The 17,193-nt window shown below is 56.3% G+C and carries 15 protein-coding genes; 7 read left to right on the top strand and 8 right to left on the bottom strand.

The window, feature by feature from the left end:
• Positions 1 to 10: 10 nt before the first annotated feature.
• The 4 genes from ABD735_RS00825 to ABD735_RS00810 form a co-directional block, all read right to left on the bottom strand.
• A complete protein-coding gene (locus ABD735_RS00825; protein ID WP_344802306.1) occupies positions 11 to 1,363 on the bottom strand; it encodes a sensor histidine kinase in 1,353 nt (450 codons plus the stop codon).
• Positions 1,350 to 2,024, bottom strand: a complete 675-nt coding sequence (locus ABD735_RS00820; RefSeq protein WP_344802304.1) for a winged helix-turn-helix domain-containing protein — start codon at positions 2,022 to 2,024, stop codon at positions 1,350 to 1,352. The genes ABD735_RS00825 and ABD735_RS00820 overlap by 14 nt, the downstream gene beginning before the upstream one ends.
• A gap of 38 nt (positions 2,025 to 2,062) precedes the next feature.
• Entirely contained in the window at positions 2,063 to 2,368 is a 306-nt protein-coding gene (locus ABD735_RS00815) for a PepSY domain-containing protein (RefSeq protein ID WP_344802302.1), read from the bottom strand.
• Positions 2,369 to 2,629: 261 nt separating this feature from the next.
• A complete protein-coding gene (locus ABD735_RS00810; protein WP_344802300.1) occupies positions 2,630 to 3,388 on the bottom strand; it encodes an EAL domain-containing protein in 759 nt (252 codons plus the stop codon).
• A gap of 305 nt (positions 3,389 to 3,693) precedes the next feature.
• On the opposite strand from ABD735_RS00810, the gene ABD735_RS00805 reads away from it, so the two are divergent.
• Positions 3,694 to 5,289, top strand: coding sequence for a choice-of-anchor Q domain-containing protein (locus ABD735_RS00805; RefSeq protein WP_344802298.1), 1,596 nt, complete (start codon positions 3,694 to 3,696; stop codon positions 5,287 to 5,289).
• 9 nt (positions 5,290 to 5,298) lie between these two features.
• On the opposite strand, the gene ABD735_RS00800 is transcribed toward ABD735_RS00805, so the two are convergent.
• The 4 genes from ABD735_RS00800 to ABD735_RS00785 all read right to left on the bottom strand — a co-directional run bounded on the left by ABD735_RS00800 (position 5,299) and on the right by ABD735_RS00785 (position 10,893).
• Positions 5,299 to 7,506 (bottom strand): xanthine dehydrogenase family protein molybdopterin-binding subunit, encoded by a 2,208-nt coding sequence (locus tag ABD735_RS00800; RefSeq protein ID WP_344802296.1) that lies wholly within the window; start codon positions 7,504 to 7,506, stop codon positions 5,299 to 5,301.
• Positions 7,503 to 8,501, bottom strand: coding sequence for an FAD binding domain-containing protein (locus ABD735_RS00795; protein WP_344802294.1), 999 nt, complete (start codon positions 8,499 to 8,501; stop codon positions 7,503 to 7,505). The genes ABD735_RS00800 and ABD735_RS00795 overlap by 4 nt, the downstream gene beginning before the upstream one ends.
• A 21-nt stretch (positions 8,502 to 8,522) precedes the next feature.
• Positions 8,523 to 9,182: a (2Fe-2S)-binding protein gene (locus tag ABD735_RS00790; RefSeq protein ID WP_344802292.1), complete on the bottom strand. Its 660-nt coding sequence runs from the start codon at positions 9,180 to 9,182 to the stop codon at positions 8,523 to 8,525.
• An 82-nt stretch (positions 9,183 to 9,264) separates the two neighbouring features.
• Complete coding sequence (locus tag ABD735_RS00785) at positions 9,265 to 10,893, bottom strand: methyl-accepting chemotaxis protein (RefSeq protein WP_344802290.1); 1,629 nt, start codon at positions 10,891 to 10,893, stop codon at positions 9,265 to 9,267.
• Positions 10,894 to 11,022: 129 nt separating this feature from the next.
• Between ABD735_RS00785 and ABD735_RS00780 the strand changes: the two genes are divergently transcribed.
• The 6 genes from ABD735_RS00780 to ABD735_RS00755 all read left to right on the top strand — a co-directional run bounded on the left by ABD735_RS00780 (position 11,023) and on the right by ABD735_RS00755 (position 17,181).
• Positions 11,023 to 11,550: a cupredoxin domain-containing protein gene (locus ABD735_RS00780; protein ID WP_344802288.1), complete on the top strand. Its 528-nt coding sequence runs from the start codon at positions 11,023 to 11,025 to the stop codon at positions 11,548 to 11,550.
• A gap of 246 nt (positions 11,551 to 11,796) precedes the next feature.
• Positions 11,797 to 12,660 (top strand): MBL fold metallo-hydrolase, encoded by an 864-nt coding sequence (locus tag ABD735_RS00775; protein WP_344802286.1) that lies wholly within the window; start codon positions 11,797 to 11,799, stop codon positions 12,658 to 12,660.
• A complete protein-coding gene (locus ABD735_RS00770) occupies positions 12,660 to 13,610 on the top strand; it encodes a LysR family transcriptional regulator (protein ID WP_344802284.1) in 951 nt (316 codons plus the stop codon). Before ABD735_RS00775 ends, ABD735_RS00770 begins: the two co-directional genes overlap by 1 nt.
• 81 nt (positions 13,611 to 13,691) lie before the next feature.
• A complete protein-coding gene (locus ABD735_RS00765; RefSeq protein ID WP_344802282.1) occupies positions 13,692 to 15,173 on the top strand; it encodes a response regulator in 1,482 nt (493 codons plus the stop codon).
• On the top strand, positions 15,173 to 15,820 hold the full coding sequence (locus ABD735_RS00760; RefSeq protein WP_344802280.1) for a LuxR C-terminal-related transcriptional regulator: 648 nt from the start codon (positions 15,173 to 15,175) through the stop codon (positions 15,818 to 15,820). Before ABD735_RS00765 ends, ABD735_RS00760 begins: the two co-directional genes overlap by 1 nt.
• Positions 15,817 to 17,181, top strand: a complete 1,365-nt coding sequence (locus ABD735_RS00755) for a sensor histidine kinase (protein WP_344802278.1) — start codon at positions 15,817 to 15,819, stop codon at positions 17,179 to 17,181. Before ABD735_RS00760 ends, ABD735_RS00755 begins: the two co-directional genes overlap by 4 nt.
• Positions 17,182 to 17,193 lie beyond the last annotated feature (12 nt).

Here is a 17,193-nt window from a genome sequence, read left to right as displayed (position 1 = left end):
TCCGGCATGGCTAGTGAGCTCGGCCGCCCAACTGCGTAAGGAAACTGACGGTCACCCGCAGCCCCGGCGCATTGTCCTCCAAAACCATCCTGGCGCCATGCCTCGCTGCAATACTGGCTGCCAGACTGAGACCCAGCCCGGTACCGGGCGTATGGCGACTGGCATCAAGTCGATGAAAAGGTTTGAGCACCTCGGTAAACGCGGATCGAGGGACACCCTTGCCGGTATCGGCCACAACGACTTCGATGCCGGTGTCAGTTTGGTACGTCTGCAAGCTCAAGCTGAATCTACCATCATTATGACTGAAAGCGTTGTCGAGGAGGTTGGTGAAAAGTTGCATGATCAGCTGTCTGTCGCCGGTCATCCGCACCTGGCCCTGCACTTCGCAGTCTAGCCTCACCTGCCGCTCTTCTGCGATCGGCCCATAGGCATCCATCAGCGTCTCAAACAACGCTGACAGATCGATAGACTCGAATCCCAGCGTGGCGCTGCCTGAATCGAGTTCGCCGATGGTCAGCAGCGCTGAAAAGGTCTTCATTGTTTCATCAAGCACTTTCAGGGCCTCTTCGCTTGCTTCACGGGCTTCGTCCGTCGCCTGCAAAGTTGCCAGTCGTTCCAAGCGTTGCCGCAAGGTCCCAAGCGGTGTCCGAAGATCGTGGGCAATACCGACTGACACATACCGCACATCATTCATCAGCTGTTCAATTCGGTCGAGCATGCGATTGATGGCCAGCGCCAGCTGATCGAAATCATCGCCGACCTCATCCAGCGGGATCCGTTCTGTCAGGGCGCCGGCCCCCACCTTCTCGGCGGTGCGTTTGAATTGATCAACGCGGTTCAGGAAGCGCCAGCTCACCAGCAGTCCGGACAGAACACTCAGCAGAAGCATACCGGCCAGCGCAATCAGGATAGTCTGCCGCAGCCCCTGCCCCAATTGCACAATGCTTCTCGTATCAGCAGCCACGCCCAGCCGAAATCCGTCGTCGAGCGTGGTAGTCAACATGAGGCGATCAGATCGACCGGATAACGCGAGCTTGCTCCAGCCATCCTTACTTGCGAGCGGGAGTCGGTCGAAAACGGTGTCGCCCTCAGCATTTTCCAGCGTATAAAACAGACGCGGCGTTGGATTTCGCTCAATTCGCTCGCGAATGTCGTGTCTCAGCTCTTCGATACCCTGGTCGCCATAGTCGCCCAGCAACTGCGCAGTCTCGGCAGTGATATTGTCCTGAAGTTGCTGCTCCATGTTCTCACGAACGCTGTAATAGACGAACACGCCGAGAATCATGGCACTCAAGCCGAACACCAGCGCCGACCAGGCGGCATAGTGAAAGCCGGCAGTTCTGAACAGGCTAGTCTGAATCATCGATCATGTATCCGGAGCCCCTGACCGTCCTGATCAGTTCACGGTCATATCCGCGATCGATTTTCGCGCGCAATCGGCTGATGTGGGTTTCAACAATATTGGTGCCGGGGTCGAAGTGAAATTCCCAGACGTCCTCCAACAGCATAGTGCGGGTCACTACCCGACCTTTCTGCCTAAGAAGACATTCGAGCAAGCGGAGTTCAGTAGGTTGAAGCGCCACTGCCTGACCCGCGCGTTGCACTGTCCGGCGCAGGAGATCGATTTCAAGATCAGCCACCTTGAGCATGGTGTCCTGGACCTGACCCTGAGGCCTGCGGCAGATGGCGCCGATGCGGGCTTGCAGCTCTGCAAAGGCAAAAGGCTTGACCAGGTAGTCATCTGCCAGGTCAAGCCCTTCAATTCGATCCTTCAATCCACCAACCGCAGTCAGGAATATGGCTGGCGTACGATCCCCCCCAGCCCTGAGCATCGACAGTACCTTGAGCCCATCCAGACCAGGTAGCATCCTGTCGATCATCAGGGCGTCATAGCCGCCTTCCATTGCCATGAGCAAGCCGGTGTGACCGTCGCCAGCATGGACGACGACATCATCATGCTGCTCAAACCCGCGAATGACATAATTCGCGGTATCGAGCTCATCTTCGAGTAGCAGCAGGCGCATGTATCAGTATTCCGACCTGTAGATTCGACGAGGCGAGATCAATCGTCATGATCCTCACGCTCTCCAATCACTTCGCCTGACACGGCGTTGACCCGAACGTCATAGGTGCGGTCATCTCTGATGATCGACACCTCGTACTCAGGCTCGAAACTGTCATCATCGATACTCGCATCGAAGGCCTTGCCACCATTGGCACCTTCAGCTGCCTGAATAGCTTCTACCAGCGAAATTTTCGCTGCGGCCAGGGCTTCGCGATCTTCCTTGTCGGCAAGTGCAGTGGTTGCACCGAGCAGTGCGGTTGAACATACAGTCGCTAGAACAATGCCTTTAAGATTGTTTGTCATAGTCACTTCCTCATTCATGGTTGATTATCGCCACCAATAACTGGCTGGCAAAACCATCATGCCCCCTGGCTGTTTCGCGGACCCTTTCGGAATCTATACGAAATCCCAATCAAGTACACCTGTGCTCAAATCGGAGTCGGAGTCGGAGTCGGAGTCGGAGTCGGAGTCGGAGTCGGAGTCGGAGTAGGAGTCGGAGTCGGAGTCGGAGTCGGAGAGGTAGTGTGCATCAGCGTAGCTGACTGGAGGGAAGGACTTATAGCGCTATTCGAAGGAACAGCTTGGCAGATGTTCGAAGCCTGGTCGCGCGAACAGATAACCCTGCATGAGGTCTACGCCAAGGGAGGCAAGCATCTCTGCCTCTGCCTGCGTCTCTATGCCTTCTGCGAGCGGCGTGGTGCCGAGATCGACGCAGAGACTCACGCAATGTCGAATGATCTTCTGGCGCGCTACGTCACGGTCTATGTTTCTGACGAGCGCCATATCGAACTTGACGATGTCCGTTTGAAAGTCTGCAAGCAGTTTGAGCCCGGAATAGCCGGCACCGAAGTCATCGATGGCCGTTTGAAAACCCATCTTCTGATACGACTCCACGACGGTCTTGACATGTGAGGCCGAGATGAGTTCTTCGTTCTCGGTGAACTCGAACAGAATATTTTCGACTGGAAATCCGAACAGTTCGGCCGCTTCGAAGGTGGTCCTGATGCAGAGTTCGGGACGGTAGACTGCATTCGGAAGAAAGTTGATGCTCAAAGTACCGGATAGCTTGAGTCTTGCTGCTAGTTCAATGGCCTTGATACGGCAAAGTTGATCGAAGCGATATCGATTGCTGGCGTTGACCTGTTGCAAAATGGACCAGGCCGACTCGTTTTCCAGGCCGCGAACAAGGGCTTCATAGCCGATGACACTTCGGTTGGAATATCGGACTAAAGGCTGAAAAGCCATGGTGAAGTCGAAGCCAATGTCGGCCTCTTCGAGGCATTGGCGACATGAGAAACGACGGAAGTCGATTGGCTTGTTCATGAAATATCCGGAATGAGCACCTGTGTAAAATTCAATCAAAGGTTAGCCACCCCAGTCTAGGCTTGCAAGGTGATAGGTCGATGAATTAGGTCGATGAATTAGCTAGATTTTTACTTGATACCCCAAAACCTAAACCAGTTCTATAAAGTGTTTAAATAGAAGTGAATATTTCAGAAGGTCGCGCCCGTCCCCAGGCAGGGAAAATCTGATAGAATTCTTGATCCGGAAGGTCTAGCATATTCGAAGGTTGTTCCTTCCAATTCGCTCAGCTGGGCAGTGGAGCCACGTCGTCGGGGTATTCCGTCATGACGTCAATTCGCCGCTTGGATCTCATTGTCTCAATTCCTTTTATCGCGCTCATTTCAGGGTGCAGTTTCACTGTCGATTCCACCGCCGACCGGCCTGACAGTTCACCCGGTGATGGTGAGTGCGCAGACGCGCTTGGCTTCTGTACCCTACGGGCAGCGGTGACTGAAGCTCATGAGTCCGCTGGTGTTTACACCATCAACATACCGCCCGGCACCTACACTCTCGATCTGCCTGACAGCGATCCCAACAGCGGCTACCTGAACATCCAGAGCAGCATGGCGCTTCAGGGTTCCGGTACCAGTTCGACGATTATCGATGCCGAAGACAATTCGACGGTCATTCGTATTCTGGGTGGGAATGAAGTGGCCCTGCGTCATCTTACGATTACCGGGGGCAACTCGCAGGCTGGCGGAGGCGTGTATGTCGATGCGGGTAACGTCCAGTTGTTCAGAGTGCGCTTTTCCGATAATTATGGTTTCACCGGCGGGGGTGGGCTGCTGGTGTCTGAGGGCGCGGACGTAGAAGGTGATCAGGTCGAATTCGATGGCAATAGCGCTACGGGCGCCTTTGGCGGAGCGGTCTGGAATTTCGGCAGGCTGGTACTGGAAAACTCACTGTTGGTCGATAACGAATCCAATCGCGCCGGTGCCCTGCACAACAATTCCACCGGCATCCTCAACCTGTATAACGTTACTATAAGCGGCAACCGAGGCCTGTCGCCCGGTCGATCAGCTGGCGGCATGCTGCAGAACGGGTTCGCGGTACTCCGCAACGTGACGATCACCGGGAATACCGGCGGCGAGGACGCTGCATCCGTCGGTGCTGGCGGCCTTCAGACGGTCGAGGGCAAAACCACAGTGATGAAAAACAGCCTCTTAGCCGGGAACACCAAGCGCGTTGGCTCTCAGGATGTGCCGAGCGACTGTGTCGGCCCGCTCACCAGCGACAGCCGATACAACCTGATTCAGGATGAAAGTGAATGCGATATCAACGCCCTGCTCAGCACCTATATCCTTAACGAAGATCCCAATCTGCTTCGCCTGGCCAACAATGGCGGCCCTACCCGTACCCACGCCATCGGCTCCAACAGCCCTGCACTGAACGCTGGCTATCCCTTCACGCCGGGCGGTCCAGCTGCCGATGCCTGCCGGGCGACGGATCAACGAGGCGTACCAAGGCCGCAAAGCCTCTTTACCGATACATCTGATGGCCTGTGCGACCTTGGCGCCTATGAAGCGGGTGGGCTGAGCGCATTCGTGACAGCGTTCTATCTGGTCGATACCGATAGCGACACAGACATTCGGGAGATCAGAAGCGGCGACCTGCTCATAAAGAGCACCCTGCCGGAGAACCTGTCTATCCGGGCACAGGTGAGCGGCTCACCGGGCAGCGTCGTGTTCGACTATGACGAGACAACGACTATTCAGATCGAGAACAATCCGCCCTATGCGCTGGCCAGCGACAGCAATGGCGACTACCAGCCGTTCGACTTCGCCAATGGCCCGCACACGGTGACGGCCACGCCGAGGAGTGACAGTGGCGGCACCGGCAGTGCTGGTGGGCGGGCCACCCTTGAGTTCAGGATATTCTAGCTATCCGTCTCAGGTGGCCATGAGCTTTTCAAGGCGGATCGGTAAATCTCTCACGCGCTTGCCTGTTGCATGGTGTACCGCATTGGCGACTGCAGCTGCAAGTCCGGTGATACCGATTTCGCCAATGCCCCTGGCGCCGTATTCGTTGAAGTCATAGTCCGGATGATCCAGCAGGATGACATCAACGCTGTCAGGCTGGTCAGCGTGGGTGGGCACCAGATACTCCGCATAGTCGTTGTTCACAGGGAGGCCGGTGCGGTGGTCATATTCAGTCGCTTCATAGAGTGCCATGCCGATACCCATGACCACAGCGCCTTCGACCTGATTGGCGGCCGTAGTGCTGTTGATGATCTTCCCGACGTCGATTGCGCTCACTACTCGGGAGACCCGGAGGTTCGAAATGGCTTCGTCCCACCTGACTTCGACAAAATGCACACCGAAGGACCTGAAAGAGAACTTGTCCTGCTCCGCTGCGGGCGTGTCGGCTTCTCCGTCCGCACTTGCCAGCCTCTGTTGCTTCAGGAGTTCCGTGAAGCTGATGCGATCACCTGAACCTGATATCACTTCACCGTCTTCGTACTTCAGGTCCTCCGGCTTTTGGTCAGCGAACTTGGCGTTGCTACTGGTGGCGTACACCTTCAACTGGTCGATGGCATTCTTCGTTGCTTTGGCGATCGCAGGTAGCGTGGTCGCGGTGGCCCACGAGCCTCCAGACACAGGGCCGGACGGGTAGGCCGACGAGCCCAGCTCGATATCAACCTTGTCGATGGCAACTCCAGTCAGATCACTGATGACCTGGGCCAGAATGGTGTAGGTGCCCGTGCCAATGTCCTGAGTCGCACACGACGCGAACACTGTACCGTCACTACGCATGGACACTCTGGCTGAGCAGTCTCGCTTGAGCGCCTCCCAGTTACAGGCGGCCACGCCCCAACCAATGACTTCGTCACCATCGCGCATGGAGCCGATCTCAGGATTTCGTTCAGACCAGCCAAACTTTTCTGCCCCTTTTTCATAAGCCTCCAACAGGTGGATACTCGAAAACGGCAGATCCAGGCTTTGATCACGATCGGTGAAGTTGAGTTTGCGGAACTCCAGTGGGTCCATGCCCAGCTCGATGGCCATTTCATCCATCGCTGATTCCAGCGCAAACAATCCCGGTGCGGCACCTGGCGCGCGCATCGATGTGGGCGTGCCCCGATTCGAGGCTACAGTGGCATGGCTGACCCTGAGATCCGGACAGTCGTACAGGCTTTTGGTGCACGATCCGGATGACTCGACATACACATCGGTAGTTGATGTGCTGTTGATCGAATCCTGTGTCAGTGCTTGCAGCTTGCCCTGTTCACCGGTGGCAATCCTGAGCGTCTGATGGGTGGCAGGGCGCTGCCCCGTTGTGGTGAACATTTCCTGTCGGGGCACGACCAACTGTACTGGTCGTTTCACTTCGCGAGCAGCCGCAGCCGCGGCTACCGCATGTGGCCAGATCCAGAGCTTGCTACCGAAACCTGAGCCTATGAACGGCGCTCTCACCTCGACCTGGCTCGGTGCGATACCAAAGACCTTGGACATGACATTACGCGCAAAGATGACGCCCTGGGAAGCTTCGAACAGAACCAGGCGGCCGTTCTCCCAGTGGGCGACGCTAGCATGCAGCTCCATCGGATTATGTGTTTCCACAGGCGTGGTATACACGCGCTCGATCTTGCGCGCGGCCGACTCAAAGCGCTTGTCGGGCTCGCCACGGCTATGGTCGGTCTCCGGAGGCGCTGGCTTCTTCTCACTACGCTTCAGTGCCTGATCCATGGTGGCAATCGGGTCCTCGGCCTTATAGTCGACCTTGACCCGATACGCTGCAGCACGGGCCTGCTCGAAGGTCTCGGCGACGACAAGGGCCACAAACTGGCCGGCATAATGAACCATGTCGTCTTCAAATGGCAGCCGGGTTTCGTCGACCTTGTTCTCTTCTTCGAAGCTCGACGGCGTGCGGTAGAGCTTGGGAAAGTGCTTATGATGGAAGATGTCGATCACACCCGGCATCTTGCTCGCTTCGCCTGTGTCAATGCCAGTGATCTTGCCGCTGGCAATCGTACTGAACACGCCATACCCGTAAGCCATGTTCGGCAGATGATTATCGGAGGTATAAGGCGCCAGACCAGAGAGTTTTCTCGCACCGTCAACGCGTGGCACTGCAGCACCTACCAAATTCTTGCTCATGACGTAGCTCCATTGTCGCTGCTGACCAATTCAAGACTTCTCACGATCGCCTGCTGGCCCAGCGGAATCTTGTAGGCATTGTGCTTATAAGCTTTCGCCGTTTCGAAGGCTTTTTCGGCGGCAGCTTCGAACACGCTTTTTTCCGGCTTTTTACCGATCAGAGCCTGCTCAGCGGATTTAGCCCGCCAGGGTTTCGTGCCTACCCCGCCAAGTGCTAGCCGCGCATCGCGAATCACCCCGCTTTCAACAGACAGAATGACGGCACTCGAAGCGAGGGCAAATTGATAGGAGGCTCGGTCACGAAGTTTGAGATAGCTTGACCGGCTACCTTTCAAGGGGGCATTCAGGACGACGTGGGTAATCAGCTCGTCAGGCTCGAGCGCGTGCTCATGTTGAGGGTTATCGCCAGGCAGAAGATGAAAATCCAGGAAATCTATTTCGCGAGCGCCCTTAGGACCTTCCACCAGAACTGTCGCCCCAATGGCGGCCATGGCGACACACATGTCCGATGGATGACTGGCTATGCACTGCTCGCTCGTGCCAAGCACCGCATGCACGCTTCGATTATGGCCGCCGATTGCCGAGCAGCCGCTGCCAGGCTCACGCTTGTTACAGTCGGAGACGCCATCACGGAAATAGGGGCAGCGTACCCGCTGCATCACATTACCTGCGGTGCTGGCCATATTGCGCAGCTGCGTGGATGCTCCCGACAGCAGGGCCTCCGACAACACAGCATATTCTTCCATAACGACATCATGATAGGCGAGGTCTGTATTACTCACCAGCGCGCCAACCTTCAGGCGACCATCAGACAGCCGCTCGACTTCCCCCAAAGGCAACCTATTGATATCAACCACCTGTTCCGGGCGCATCACATCGAGTTTCACAAGATCGATGAGTGTGGTGCCTCCGGCGATATAGGATGATCGTTTGTTGGCGTGTGACTTGACTGCCGCATCGACGCTATCCGCTTTTTCATAAGCAAAGCTGCGCATGACCTGTCTCCTGTTGTCTGATCAGACTTTGCCGCGGGTAGCTTGCACCGCAGCGAGGATATTCTTGTAGGCACCACAGCGACAGATGTTGCCGCTCATCGCTTCGCGAACGTCCGCATCGGAACTGCCGATCCGTTTGTCTCTCAGGATGGCCGTGGCCGTCATCATCTGACCCGGCGTGCAATAGCCGCATTGGTAAGCGTCATGTTCGAGGAAGGCTTGCTGCAGTGGACCGAGGTCCGAGGCGGTGGGATTGGGCGTGATATTCTTCGCGAGCCCTTCGACAGTCGTGATCTCGTCACCATCGTGCATCACCGCGAGCGTCAGGCACGAGTTCACTGGTTTGCCGTTGACATGGACAGTACAGGCGCCACATTGGCCGTGATCACAGCCTTTCTTGGTGCCCGTCAGTTCGAGCCGGTTTCGCAGGGTATCGAGCAGGACGCTGTTCGGCTCGATGTCGAGCTGCTCATTGCGCCCATTGATGACCAGCGTGATGCGGTGGGTACCTTCAGCCGGTGCGGTTGTATCAGGCTCATCTTTGGATGCCTGATCAGCCCATGCCGGGTCGAAACCAGTCCGGGCAGTGGCAGCTGCGATTCCGGAGAAGCCTATGGCTTTCATGAAGCGTCGGCGTGAAGAAGACTGGATAGCGCGGCGCTCGTCGTCCGGCTTGGTCATGGCAAACCCTCCCAGGGGGATTATTGTTCTCGTGGGTATAGCGGTAGTACGGCCGACCCTGGGATTGAGATTGTTTACATGTTCATGAGCTGCGGTATTCGACCGACATCCTGTCCAGTTGCTCTGCCAGACTCCGGGGGCGAGCCAGACTCGCCTGAATCTCACTCTGATTGTGAGCAATCGCTTCCGCCAGATCCGATAATCTGGTCACACTGATATTGACCTGTTCGGCCACTGCGCTCTGTTGCTCCACCGCACTCGCTATGCTGATATTCATGTCCGACATTTTCGCGACGCTATCGTTGATCCCTTCGAGGATCTCCACCGTCTGGCGAATATCATCGATCACGAGACTGGTCTTCGTCTGGCTCTTGCCGGTAAAGGCGACTGCCTCATCAGCACTGCGTTGCAGACGCTCGATAATCGTGTGTACCTCGGTAGCCGACTCCTTGGTTCGACTGGCAAGCGCTCGAACCTCATCGGCGACCACAGCGAAACCGCGACCCTGGTCCCCCGCCCTGGCAGCCTCAATAGCCGCATTGAGCGCCAACAGATTGGTTTGTTCGGCTATACCACCAATGACCTGAAGTATCTGGCCGATATCATCGGTATCTCGCTTGAGGCCAGAGATCACGCTCGTGGTGCCACTCACTTCCGCGCCCAGCTCATCCATCAGCTTGATCGTCTTCCTGATTCGCTCACGGCCCTGAACACTGGAAGCCCTGGCCTCCTCTCCCTTTTCGGCAGCGTCCTGGGCATTTCCTGCCACCTCGAGGATGGAGCTTGACATCTCAGTCATGGCTGTAGCGGTTTGCGCCGTCTCCTGGCTCTGTGCCTCCGTGCTCTCAGTTGACCGGTCTATCGACACGCCAATGGCATTGATGCTACTTCTGAGCTCCGTCACCGAGGCAGCTGTCTGAGACAGGAGCGAACGCACCACTGCCAGCAGTTCGTTGAAGGAAGCACCCACCTGAGCGAGCTCATCCCGCCCATCGACATTCAGGTTACTGCTGAAATCTTTTGAACGCAGCATCTCACGCACAGTGCTGGCAATGGCATTCAGGCGGTCAGATATCGACTTGGCGATGAAGACCGACACGCCAATGAGAACAAGCAGGGTCAGTGCCACGATACCGGCTTTATCAATGAGCGTGCTGGCAAACAGTTCTTCGATATCGTCGACGTAGATACCGCTACCAACAATCCAGCCCCACGGCTCGAAGCCTTTGACATACGAGAGCTTCTGCACCGGTTCATCCTTTCCCGGCATGGGCCAGAAGTAATCCACGAAGCCCTGGTCCTGAGCCTTGACGATTTTTGTCATTTCATTGAAAAGGCGCTTGCCGTTCGGGTCTGCGGTGTCTGCAATACTTGTCCCGTCCAATTCAGGTTTCAGCGGGTGCATGATCATGTCGTTGTTCATACTGTGAACCCAGAAATAGCCGCTGTCTCCATAGCGCATTGCTGCGATGCTAGCGAGTGCCTGAGCTTTCGCCTGATCTTCCATTACCTCTCCTGACTGGTAAAGGCGGTAGTGGTGGTCAACGACATTCTGCGCACTTTCTACAAGGCTTTGAACTTCGCCAAGCCGGCCAGCTTCCATCTCCTTTCGAAGATCCTGGAGCCCCAGCAAGGTGGTCACCAAAACACCTAGACCGGCGAGTACAACAAGGAGAACCAGCTTCTGGCTTACTGAAATCTTTCTCAACATTTTCGTTACAACTCCTGAAAGGCTTCTCGACAGTATCGAGCACTGAAAGATTAGGCTATTTTCGGCGAGTCTGTACTTCCTGGCAGATGTATAATAATGGAGCTGAATGCTTCGAGAGGTCTCCCTGTGATGAAAAGTATCGGGCCGCCGTTAACCGCCGCAGTTTTCGGGCTGCTCCCGCTTACGACAAGCACCGCCAGTAGCGAGCAGACCGACCCGCTCTTCGGTTCAGCTGCGCATGATCAGACCATACGTCTTGCGATGGATGATGATCGCTTCGATGGTCAAGCCGGTGAAGTACATGCTGGAGACACGGTTCGCTTTGTGATTACGAATCGCAGCGGCCTGGATCATGGCTTCATGGTGGGCGAACGGGACGAGTTTTCAATCGCCACAACAGCGTACATCCATGAAGCGGAGGCCTCAGACGGTGGTGGACATCGCCATAAGCTTCCAGAATCTGCGGATGCCGCCTCACCGCTCGTCAAGCAGGTGTCCGAGTCACCATCGCTCGACATTCCGTCGGGGCTGACAAGGGAGCTGCTTGTCCACTTCCCCCGCCCCGGAGAATTCCGTTTTACCTGTCCTCTGGACAATCACGCAGACAGTGGCATGTCCGGTATCGTCAATGTGCTACCTGCCGATGCCAGCAGCTGACAGCTTTTGGACTATTTATCATAGATAAATTATAGCTTCATACAATAAAAATAATATTTTATCTATTCATGGTTTTTGTCTAGCATCGGGCCTTGAAGCCTCTCGCACTGCGATCCTGCAGCAGCCGGCACCAATGCTCGCAAAGGCCCTACGATGACACAATCAAAATTACTCTCGCTATTCAATACTATCCCCCGGAGAGCGTCCCTGACCCTGTTGCTATCATGCGTGCTGGTGAGCGGCACCGTGCAAGCTCAGCGCCCTGAATCGAAGGCTGAGGCTGCCGCGACAGTCGGCTACAGCCTGATCAGAACCGCTCGTTCAACCGATGCCAAGGAGATGCTGGTCGTGAGCGGTGGCAGCTGGCTGAAGGATCGGCAGCTGCAACACAATGTCGTGCTTATCCAACATCCCCAGGGTGATCTTCTGCTCGACACCGGTCTGGGGAGAAATGTGGATACTCAGGTCGAAGAGATGTCATGGATTCATCGGCAATTACTCGCTTATGCAGATGTCCATCCTCTGATGGATCAGCTCGAAGCCAGCCAGTACGATTTCGCTCGACTGCATGCGGTCATCCCGACGCATATGCACTGGGACCATGTCAGCGGTCTTGAAGACCTGCCTTCGATTCCCGTTTGGGTGACCACAGAAGAACATGATTTCGCGGTTAAAAGCGGCGAAGCACCAGCTTTCCTGCGCAGTCAATTCGACAGTCCTGCCATCCAGTGGGACTTCCTGCAATTGGACAGTCAGCCCTACGAAGGGTTCGAAAGAAGCCGGGATGTCTTCGGTGACGGCACGGTCATCATCGTTTCGCTCGCTGGTCACACGCCCGGGCAGGTGGGCGTATTCCTGAACCTGGCATCTGGAAACAGGCTGTTTTTCATTGGTGATACGACCTGGACCGCCGAAGGTGTCGAGCGCAAGGCGCCGCGGCCTGCGATGGTGCAATGGCTCGCTGGCATCGACTGGGACCGTGAGCAGAACCAGGCGCATATCGAGCGCATCAATGCGCTGGCGGCCAAAGACAGCAAGCTGACGATCGTGCCAGCGCATGATGAAAACGTGGCTGCCAGACTGGTTCAGTTTCCTGAGTTCGCCTACTGATGGATCTGAAAGCCCTGCGTTATTTCGCTGCTGCAGTGGATACTGGCAGTATCACTGCAGCAGCCGAAGCCTGCTTCATTGCGCAACCCTCGATTACAGCTGCCATCAGGAAACTCGAGCAGGAATTCGACGCTCAGTTACTGGAGCGCAGCAAACGGGGGGTGGTGACGACCGCGCAGGGCAAAATGCTCTATCAGATGGCCCAAAATCTCCTCAGTCACGCGGCGTCGGTCAAGTCTCGAATGACAGAAGCCCAGTCTGCGGAAGCCGTCCATATCAGCGTGGCGCCTTCGATCAGCTATGAGTACCTGAATCAGGTGCTGATGCTCATCCAAAAGCATCGAACAGGCGACACCACCTTCATACGGCGAGGCACTTTTCAAGGCGAGCCGGACCTCTTGCTCACCGCCTCAAACAATGTTCCGCCGGGCTACGAGTTCTTTCCACTCTGGCGTGATCAGTACTGCGTCTTGCTCCCGCTCACGCACAAGTTGACCTACCAGTCTCATCTGACTCTCAGTGATTTCTACGGCATCGATCTGGTAGAGCGGGAGTTCTGCGAACTGCGCCAGGAGTGGGATCGACTGATCGAGCAGTTTGAGCATGCACCGAACATTGTCGCCACAGTGGACAATGAAGAGTGGGCCCTGCGGCTTGTCGCCAGTGGCGTCGGTATCACCTTTGCCCCGGTCAACAGCATCTACCAGACCGGCGCTCTGAACACAGCGTTGGCAAGCTCAACCTCCCACCCTGTCAAAAACTCAGCTGCCCCTCGATTTTGTGCCCGCCCGCTGTCAGATATTGCTGGTGTGGCCGATCGTCATAGAAACGCTGGGGTTGCCTTGCGTAGTAGCTGGCATGCGCGAGCGTCGTTCGAAGCGCTGTTTGCCACAGACCCGCATCGCTTCGCGAAACAATTACGCACAGCACAGGTCACTAAAGCAAAATGAGAGCTGTAGGAACTTCCTACACTATTGTGCGCATGCCTTGCTAAGCTTGCTGTACAAGCCGATTCAGGATAGCAAGCCACCATGAGCATCGCCGACAGGCCGTTGATCTTTCTCCGTCACGATAGTAGCGAGGCTTTAAACAGCTTCAAAACCACCTTCGGCCACGACTTTCAGATTGCCGCCTTCCAGTCCGACGAAGCTGCGGCAGAGGCACTTGCAAACCTGGATATCAGGCCGGCTGCCCTATTCGTGCTGGTGGACAATCCATCAGCCAGGACTGAATTCCCGCTTCTGGCCAAAGCCAGGGTCTCTCACCCCGACTTGCTTAAAATTCTGCTCGGCGACAGCATCCCCCTCAGCCTGCTGGTCAACCTGTTGGACCTGGGACAAGTCGACCGCTGTTTCGAACAACCCGTCAATCCTGATTTGATCCGCTCCCACGTGCTAAGGGCTGCTCTGGCAGTTCAAAAAATGTCAGGGGTTGCTGTGCAGGTCGCGCCGAGCGGGGCCGACGAAGTGCCTGCGGTACTGATCGTGGATGATGAATCCGCCGCTACCAAGTATCTGGCTCGACAACTCGAACATATGCAGGATGAATTTCAGGTCCTGTGCGCCGATCACGCCGAGGCAGCGCTCGAACTGATGCGCGAACAGGGTGATCGAATTGCAGTGATCATGACGGATCAGCGTATGCCAGGTATGCACGGCAAGGAACTGCTCGACGAACTCAGGCAGTCTCATCCATGTACAGTGCGTATTCTCACCTCCGCTTACGGTGAGGTCGCGGTCGCGATGGATGCGGTGAACGAAGGCGAAATCTTTCGCTATCAGAAGAAACCCTGGCGAGCCGTTGATTGCCTGTCCTTATTCCGCGAAGCCCTGGCGCGACGCCGGCAGCTCTTGAGCGAACTGAACCAGACAAGGTCTGCCCTGGACCACCAGCTCGAGGCACTGTACAAGACCCGAACCATTCAACTGTTGGCTCTGGAACCCCTGATAAACGAGGCAGCAGGTCTTCCTGTTCTGGCGAGCTTCCTTCAGGCTCTGCAAACGATAAAACCGCTACCTGCCAATGCCTCACATCTCCGGGCCAGTCTCGAGACCGACCTGGAGCATACCCTGATCGAGCAATTCTGCGACCTCGCTCGTCATCGGCTGACGCAGCTGATGCGAATGCCTGGTGGCACTTTGAGTGCGGCGACGCTACAGACCGACTTGCAGACCATTGCAGACGCTGGCGACGACATTGGAGAGCCGCAATCGGTGTCGGCCTGTCTGGCTCAGGCACTCACGACATTGCTCACCGCATCCGGCCAGCACTGGCAGCACATTGTTTTTTCCAGGCCCGAAACAGGGGTGGAGGTTGCGCACGTTAGCTTGCACATGTATACCCACTTGCTGGCACCACTGTCCCGCGTGTCCCGCCCCCTACTCGAGCAACAGGTCGCTTTCCTGCTGCTTCACGTCGCCAGTGCTCGTCTGGGCTGCGAACTGAAGATCAACGGCGGCCAGCAGCTCTATACGCTCACATTAAGTCTCCCTGATACAGCGGAGACTGACTGATGACGCCCGTGCCGAAAAAGCTGCGACTGTACCTGACGCTCGGTCAGCGCCTGTTCAGAGACAGTCTCCTGTTTCACCTTCTGCTCCAGGAAGACATTGATCTGGTCGGCGAGTCCGACACCGGGACCGAGACGCTGAAACGTCTAGCGGCAGCCGATCCCAGCGTACTGATCATCGAGGAAAATCTGCGCGATAACGATGGCCTGACCATTGCGGAGCAGGCTCTCAGCCTGCACCCTACCCTGTCGATTCTGCTGATTTCCGAGACCACCGTCAGCGCAGGACGTCTCGCCATCTATCTCGATGCGGGCATCAGGGCCGTGGTGTCCAAGCAGCAAGCCATGCAGGAGCTGGTCAAGACGCTGTATTACATCCGCAACGGCCAGGTCTATGTCGGCGCATGGCAACGGCAGGATACCGAGGCGTCCGCTGTAGCCAGGGCTTTCGATGCGCTCTCCGGGCGCGAGCGTGAAGTCGCTCAGTTGATAGCACATCGGGTCTGCATCAAGGATATCGCCGATCAGCTCGGTGTCTCCTGCAAGACCGTCCACTCCTACAAGGACCGCATATTCGCCAAGCTTGGATTCGAGCGTCTGCCGGAACTCATCCTCTTCATGAAGCGCCACCGTAACGGAGCAGCCGTGTGAACCTGCTCTCGGGCATGACGCAGATTCACCAGCTTTCGGCATTCCGCAAGCGCAGCTTCGAACGGTTTTATCAATTCCAGACGCGTTTCAGGGTGCTGCCGCTGTTTGCGGATGTTTCGTTGATCATCACCTTTATCGGCACCCTGCTCTTCCTGCTGGCACTCTGGCTCGACCCCGCAGGGCCTGGCATCAACGGCGCGCACCTGCTCTACACCGCAATTCTGGCCGGCCTGATTGGTCTCCACCGTCTGACGATAGTGCGACGGGCTTCACCGCTGATCGTGTATCTGATGTTTCTCCACATTGCGCTGTTCGGCTATCTGGCCTACATGGTGGCGGGGGCAACAGTGGTCGCGCTCGTGGGTCCCTATTTCTTCCTTAGCTCAGTGGGTCTCATTACGCTGTCCTTGAGACACACCATGATCATACTGACGATCAATCTGTGCCTGCTGATGATTGCCACGGCACTCGTGGTGCCAGGCAAGGACTTCGGCTCTACGCTCTTCGGCGTTCTGTTCAACTGGATCATCCTGATGTGCCTGGTGGTCGCGCCGCTATCGGCTTACTTCTTTCGCCTGTTTCTGCGCAATCTGCTGGCGCTTCAGTTCCTGCTGAAAGACCGAAACCGCGTACTGTCGCAGACGCTGCGAGCACTTGAACGTACCGAAGACCGGCTGGCTCAGGAGCAAAAACATCAGGCACTGAGCCTCATGGCCAAAGGCCTTCTACATGAGATCATGAACCCGCTGAACTGCGCCAGCCAGGCGGTGGATTATGCGGCTGCGGTCAATAACGATCCCGAACTCACTGAAGCGCTGGATGACGCCGCGGTGCATCAGAAACGCATCGCCGACATCGTCTCCGATCTGATCGATTTCTCACGACCGGCTCCAGACCATAGTCTTGAACAGGCTGATGTACGGTCGCTGGCGGACACCGCCGTACGTTTCTGCCAGTCGCAGCTCAGTGATATCGACGTCCAGATTGCCATTCCCTTCAATACGAACATCGTCTGTTATCCTTCGGCCTTGGTTCAGGTCTTCGTGAATCTGCTGATGAATTCGGCTTCGGCCATCACACGGCACGAGCGCCAGTCTCAAGGGCGCATCGATATCGGCGCTCACCAGCAGGGGGATCTCATGGCTATCACCATTCGCGACAATGGTCGTGGCATTCCTCAGGCAGATATCCAGCGGCTCACTGATCCGTTCTACTCCACCAACAATGCACCAGATAATCTGGGGCTGGGACTGAGCATCTGCCAGACCATCATGCGTCATCATCATGGCCGGATGGCCATTCAGAGTGTGCCCGGCGAGTGGACTGAGATCACCCTCACCCTGCCGCTGAGCCCGACCTGATCCTGGGCTGAA

The sequence above is a fragment of the Allohahella marinimesophila genome (assembly GCF_039538005.1).
Taxonomy (GTDB): domain Bacteria; phylum Pseudomonadota; class Gammaproteobacteria; order Pseudomonadales; family Oleiphilaceae; genus Allohahella; species Allohahella marinimesophila.
The sequence above is the reverse complement of the archived record's forward strand: the minus strand, read 5'-3'. Positions and strand labels throughout refer to the sequence as shown.

Coding starts and splice junctions, on each gene's coding strand:
- ABD735_RS00825 (WP_344802306.1), bottom strand. CDS start 1,363: ATGATTCAGACTAGCCTGTTCAGAACTGCCGGCTTTCACTATGCCGCC.
- ABD735_RS00820 (WP_344802304.1), bottom strand. CDS start 2,024: ATGCGCCTGCTGCTACTCGAAGATGAGCTCGATACCGCGAATTATGTC.
- ABD735_RS00815 (WP_344802302.1), bottom strand. CDS start 2,368: ATGACAAACAATCTTAAAGGCATTGTTCTAGCGACTGTATGTTCAACC.
- ABD735_RS00810 (WP_344802300.1), bottom strand. CDS start 3,388: ATGAACAAGCCAATCGACTTCCGTCGTTTCTCATGTCGCCAATGCCTC.
- ABD735_RS00805 (WP_344802298.1), top strand. CDS start 3,694: ATGACGTCAATTCGCCGCTTGGATCTCATTGTCTCAATTCCTTTTATC.
- ABD735_RS00800 (WP_344802296.1), bottom strand. CDS start 7,506: ATGAGCAAGAATTTGGTAGGTGCTGCAGTGCCACGCGTTGACGGTGCG.
- ABD735_RS00795 (WP_344802294.1), bottom strand. CDS start 8,501: ATGCGCAGCTTTGCTTATGAAAAAGCGGATAGCGTCGATGCGGCAGTC.
- ABD735_RS00790 (WP_344802292.1), bottom strand. CDS start 9,182: ATGACCAAGCCGGACGACGAGCGCCGCGCTATCCAGTCTTCTTCACGC.
- ABD735_RS00785 (WP_344802290.1), bottom strand. CDS start 10,893: ATGTTGAGAAAGATTTCAGTAAGCCAGAAGCTGGTTCTCCTTGTTGTA.
- ABD735_RS00780 (WP_344802288.1), top strand. CDS start 11,023: ATGAAAAGTATCGGGCCGCCGTTAACCGCCGCAGTTTTCGGGCTGCTC.
- ABD735_RS00770 (WP_344802284.1), top strand. CDS start 12,660: ATGGATCTGAAAGCCCTGCGTTATTTCGCTGCTGCAGTGGATACTGGC.
- ABD735_RS00765 (WP_344802282.1), top strand. CDS start 13,692: ATGAGCATCGCCGACAGGCCGTTGATCTTTCTCCGTCACGATAGTAGC.
- ABD735_RS00760 (WP_344802280.1), top strand. CDS start 15,173: ATGACGCCCGTGCCGAAAAAGCTGCGACTGTACCTGACGCTCGGTCAG.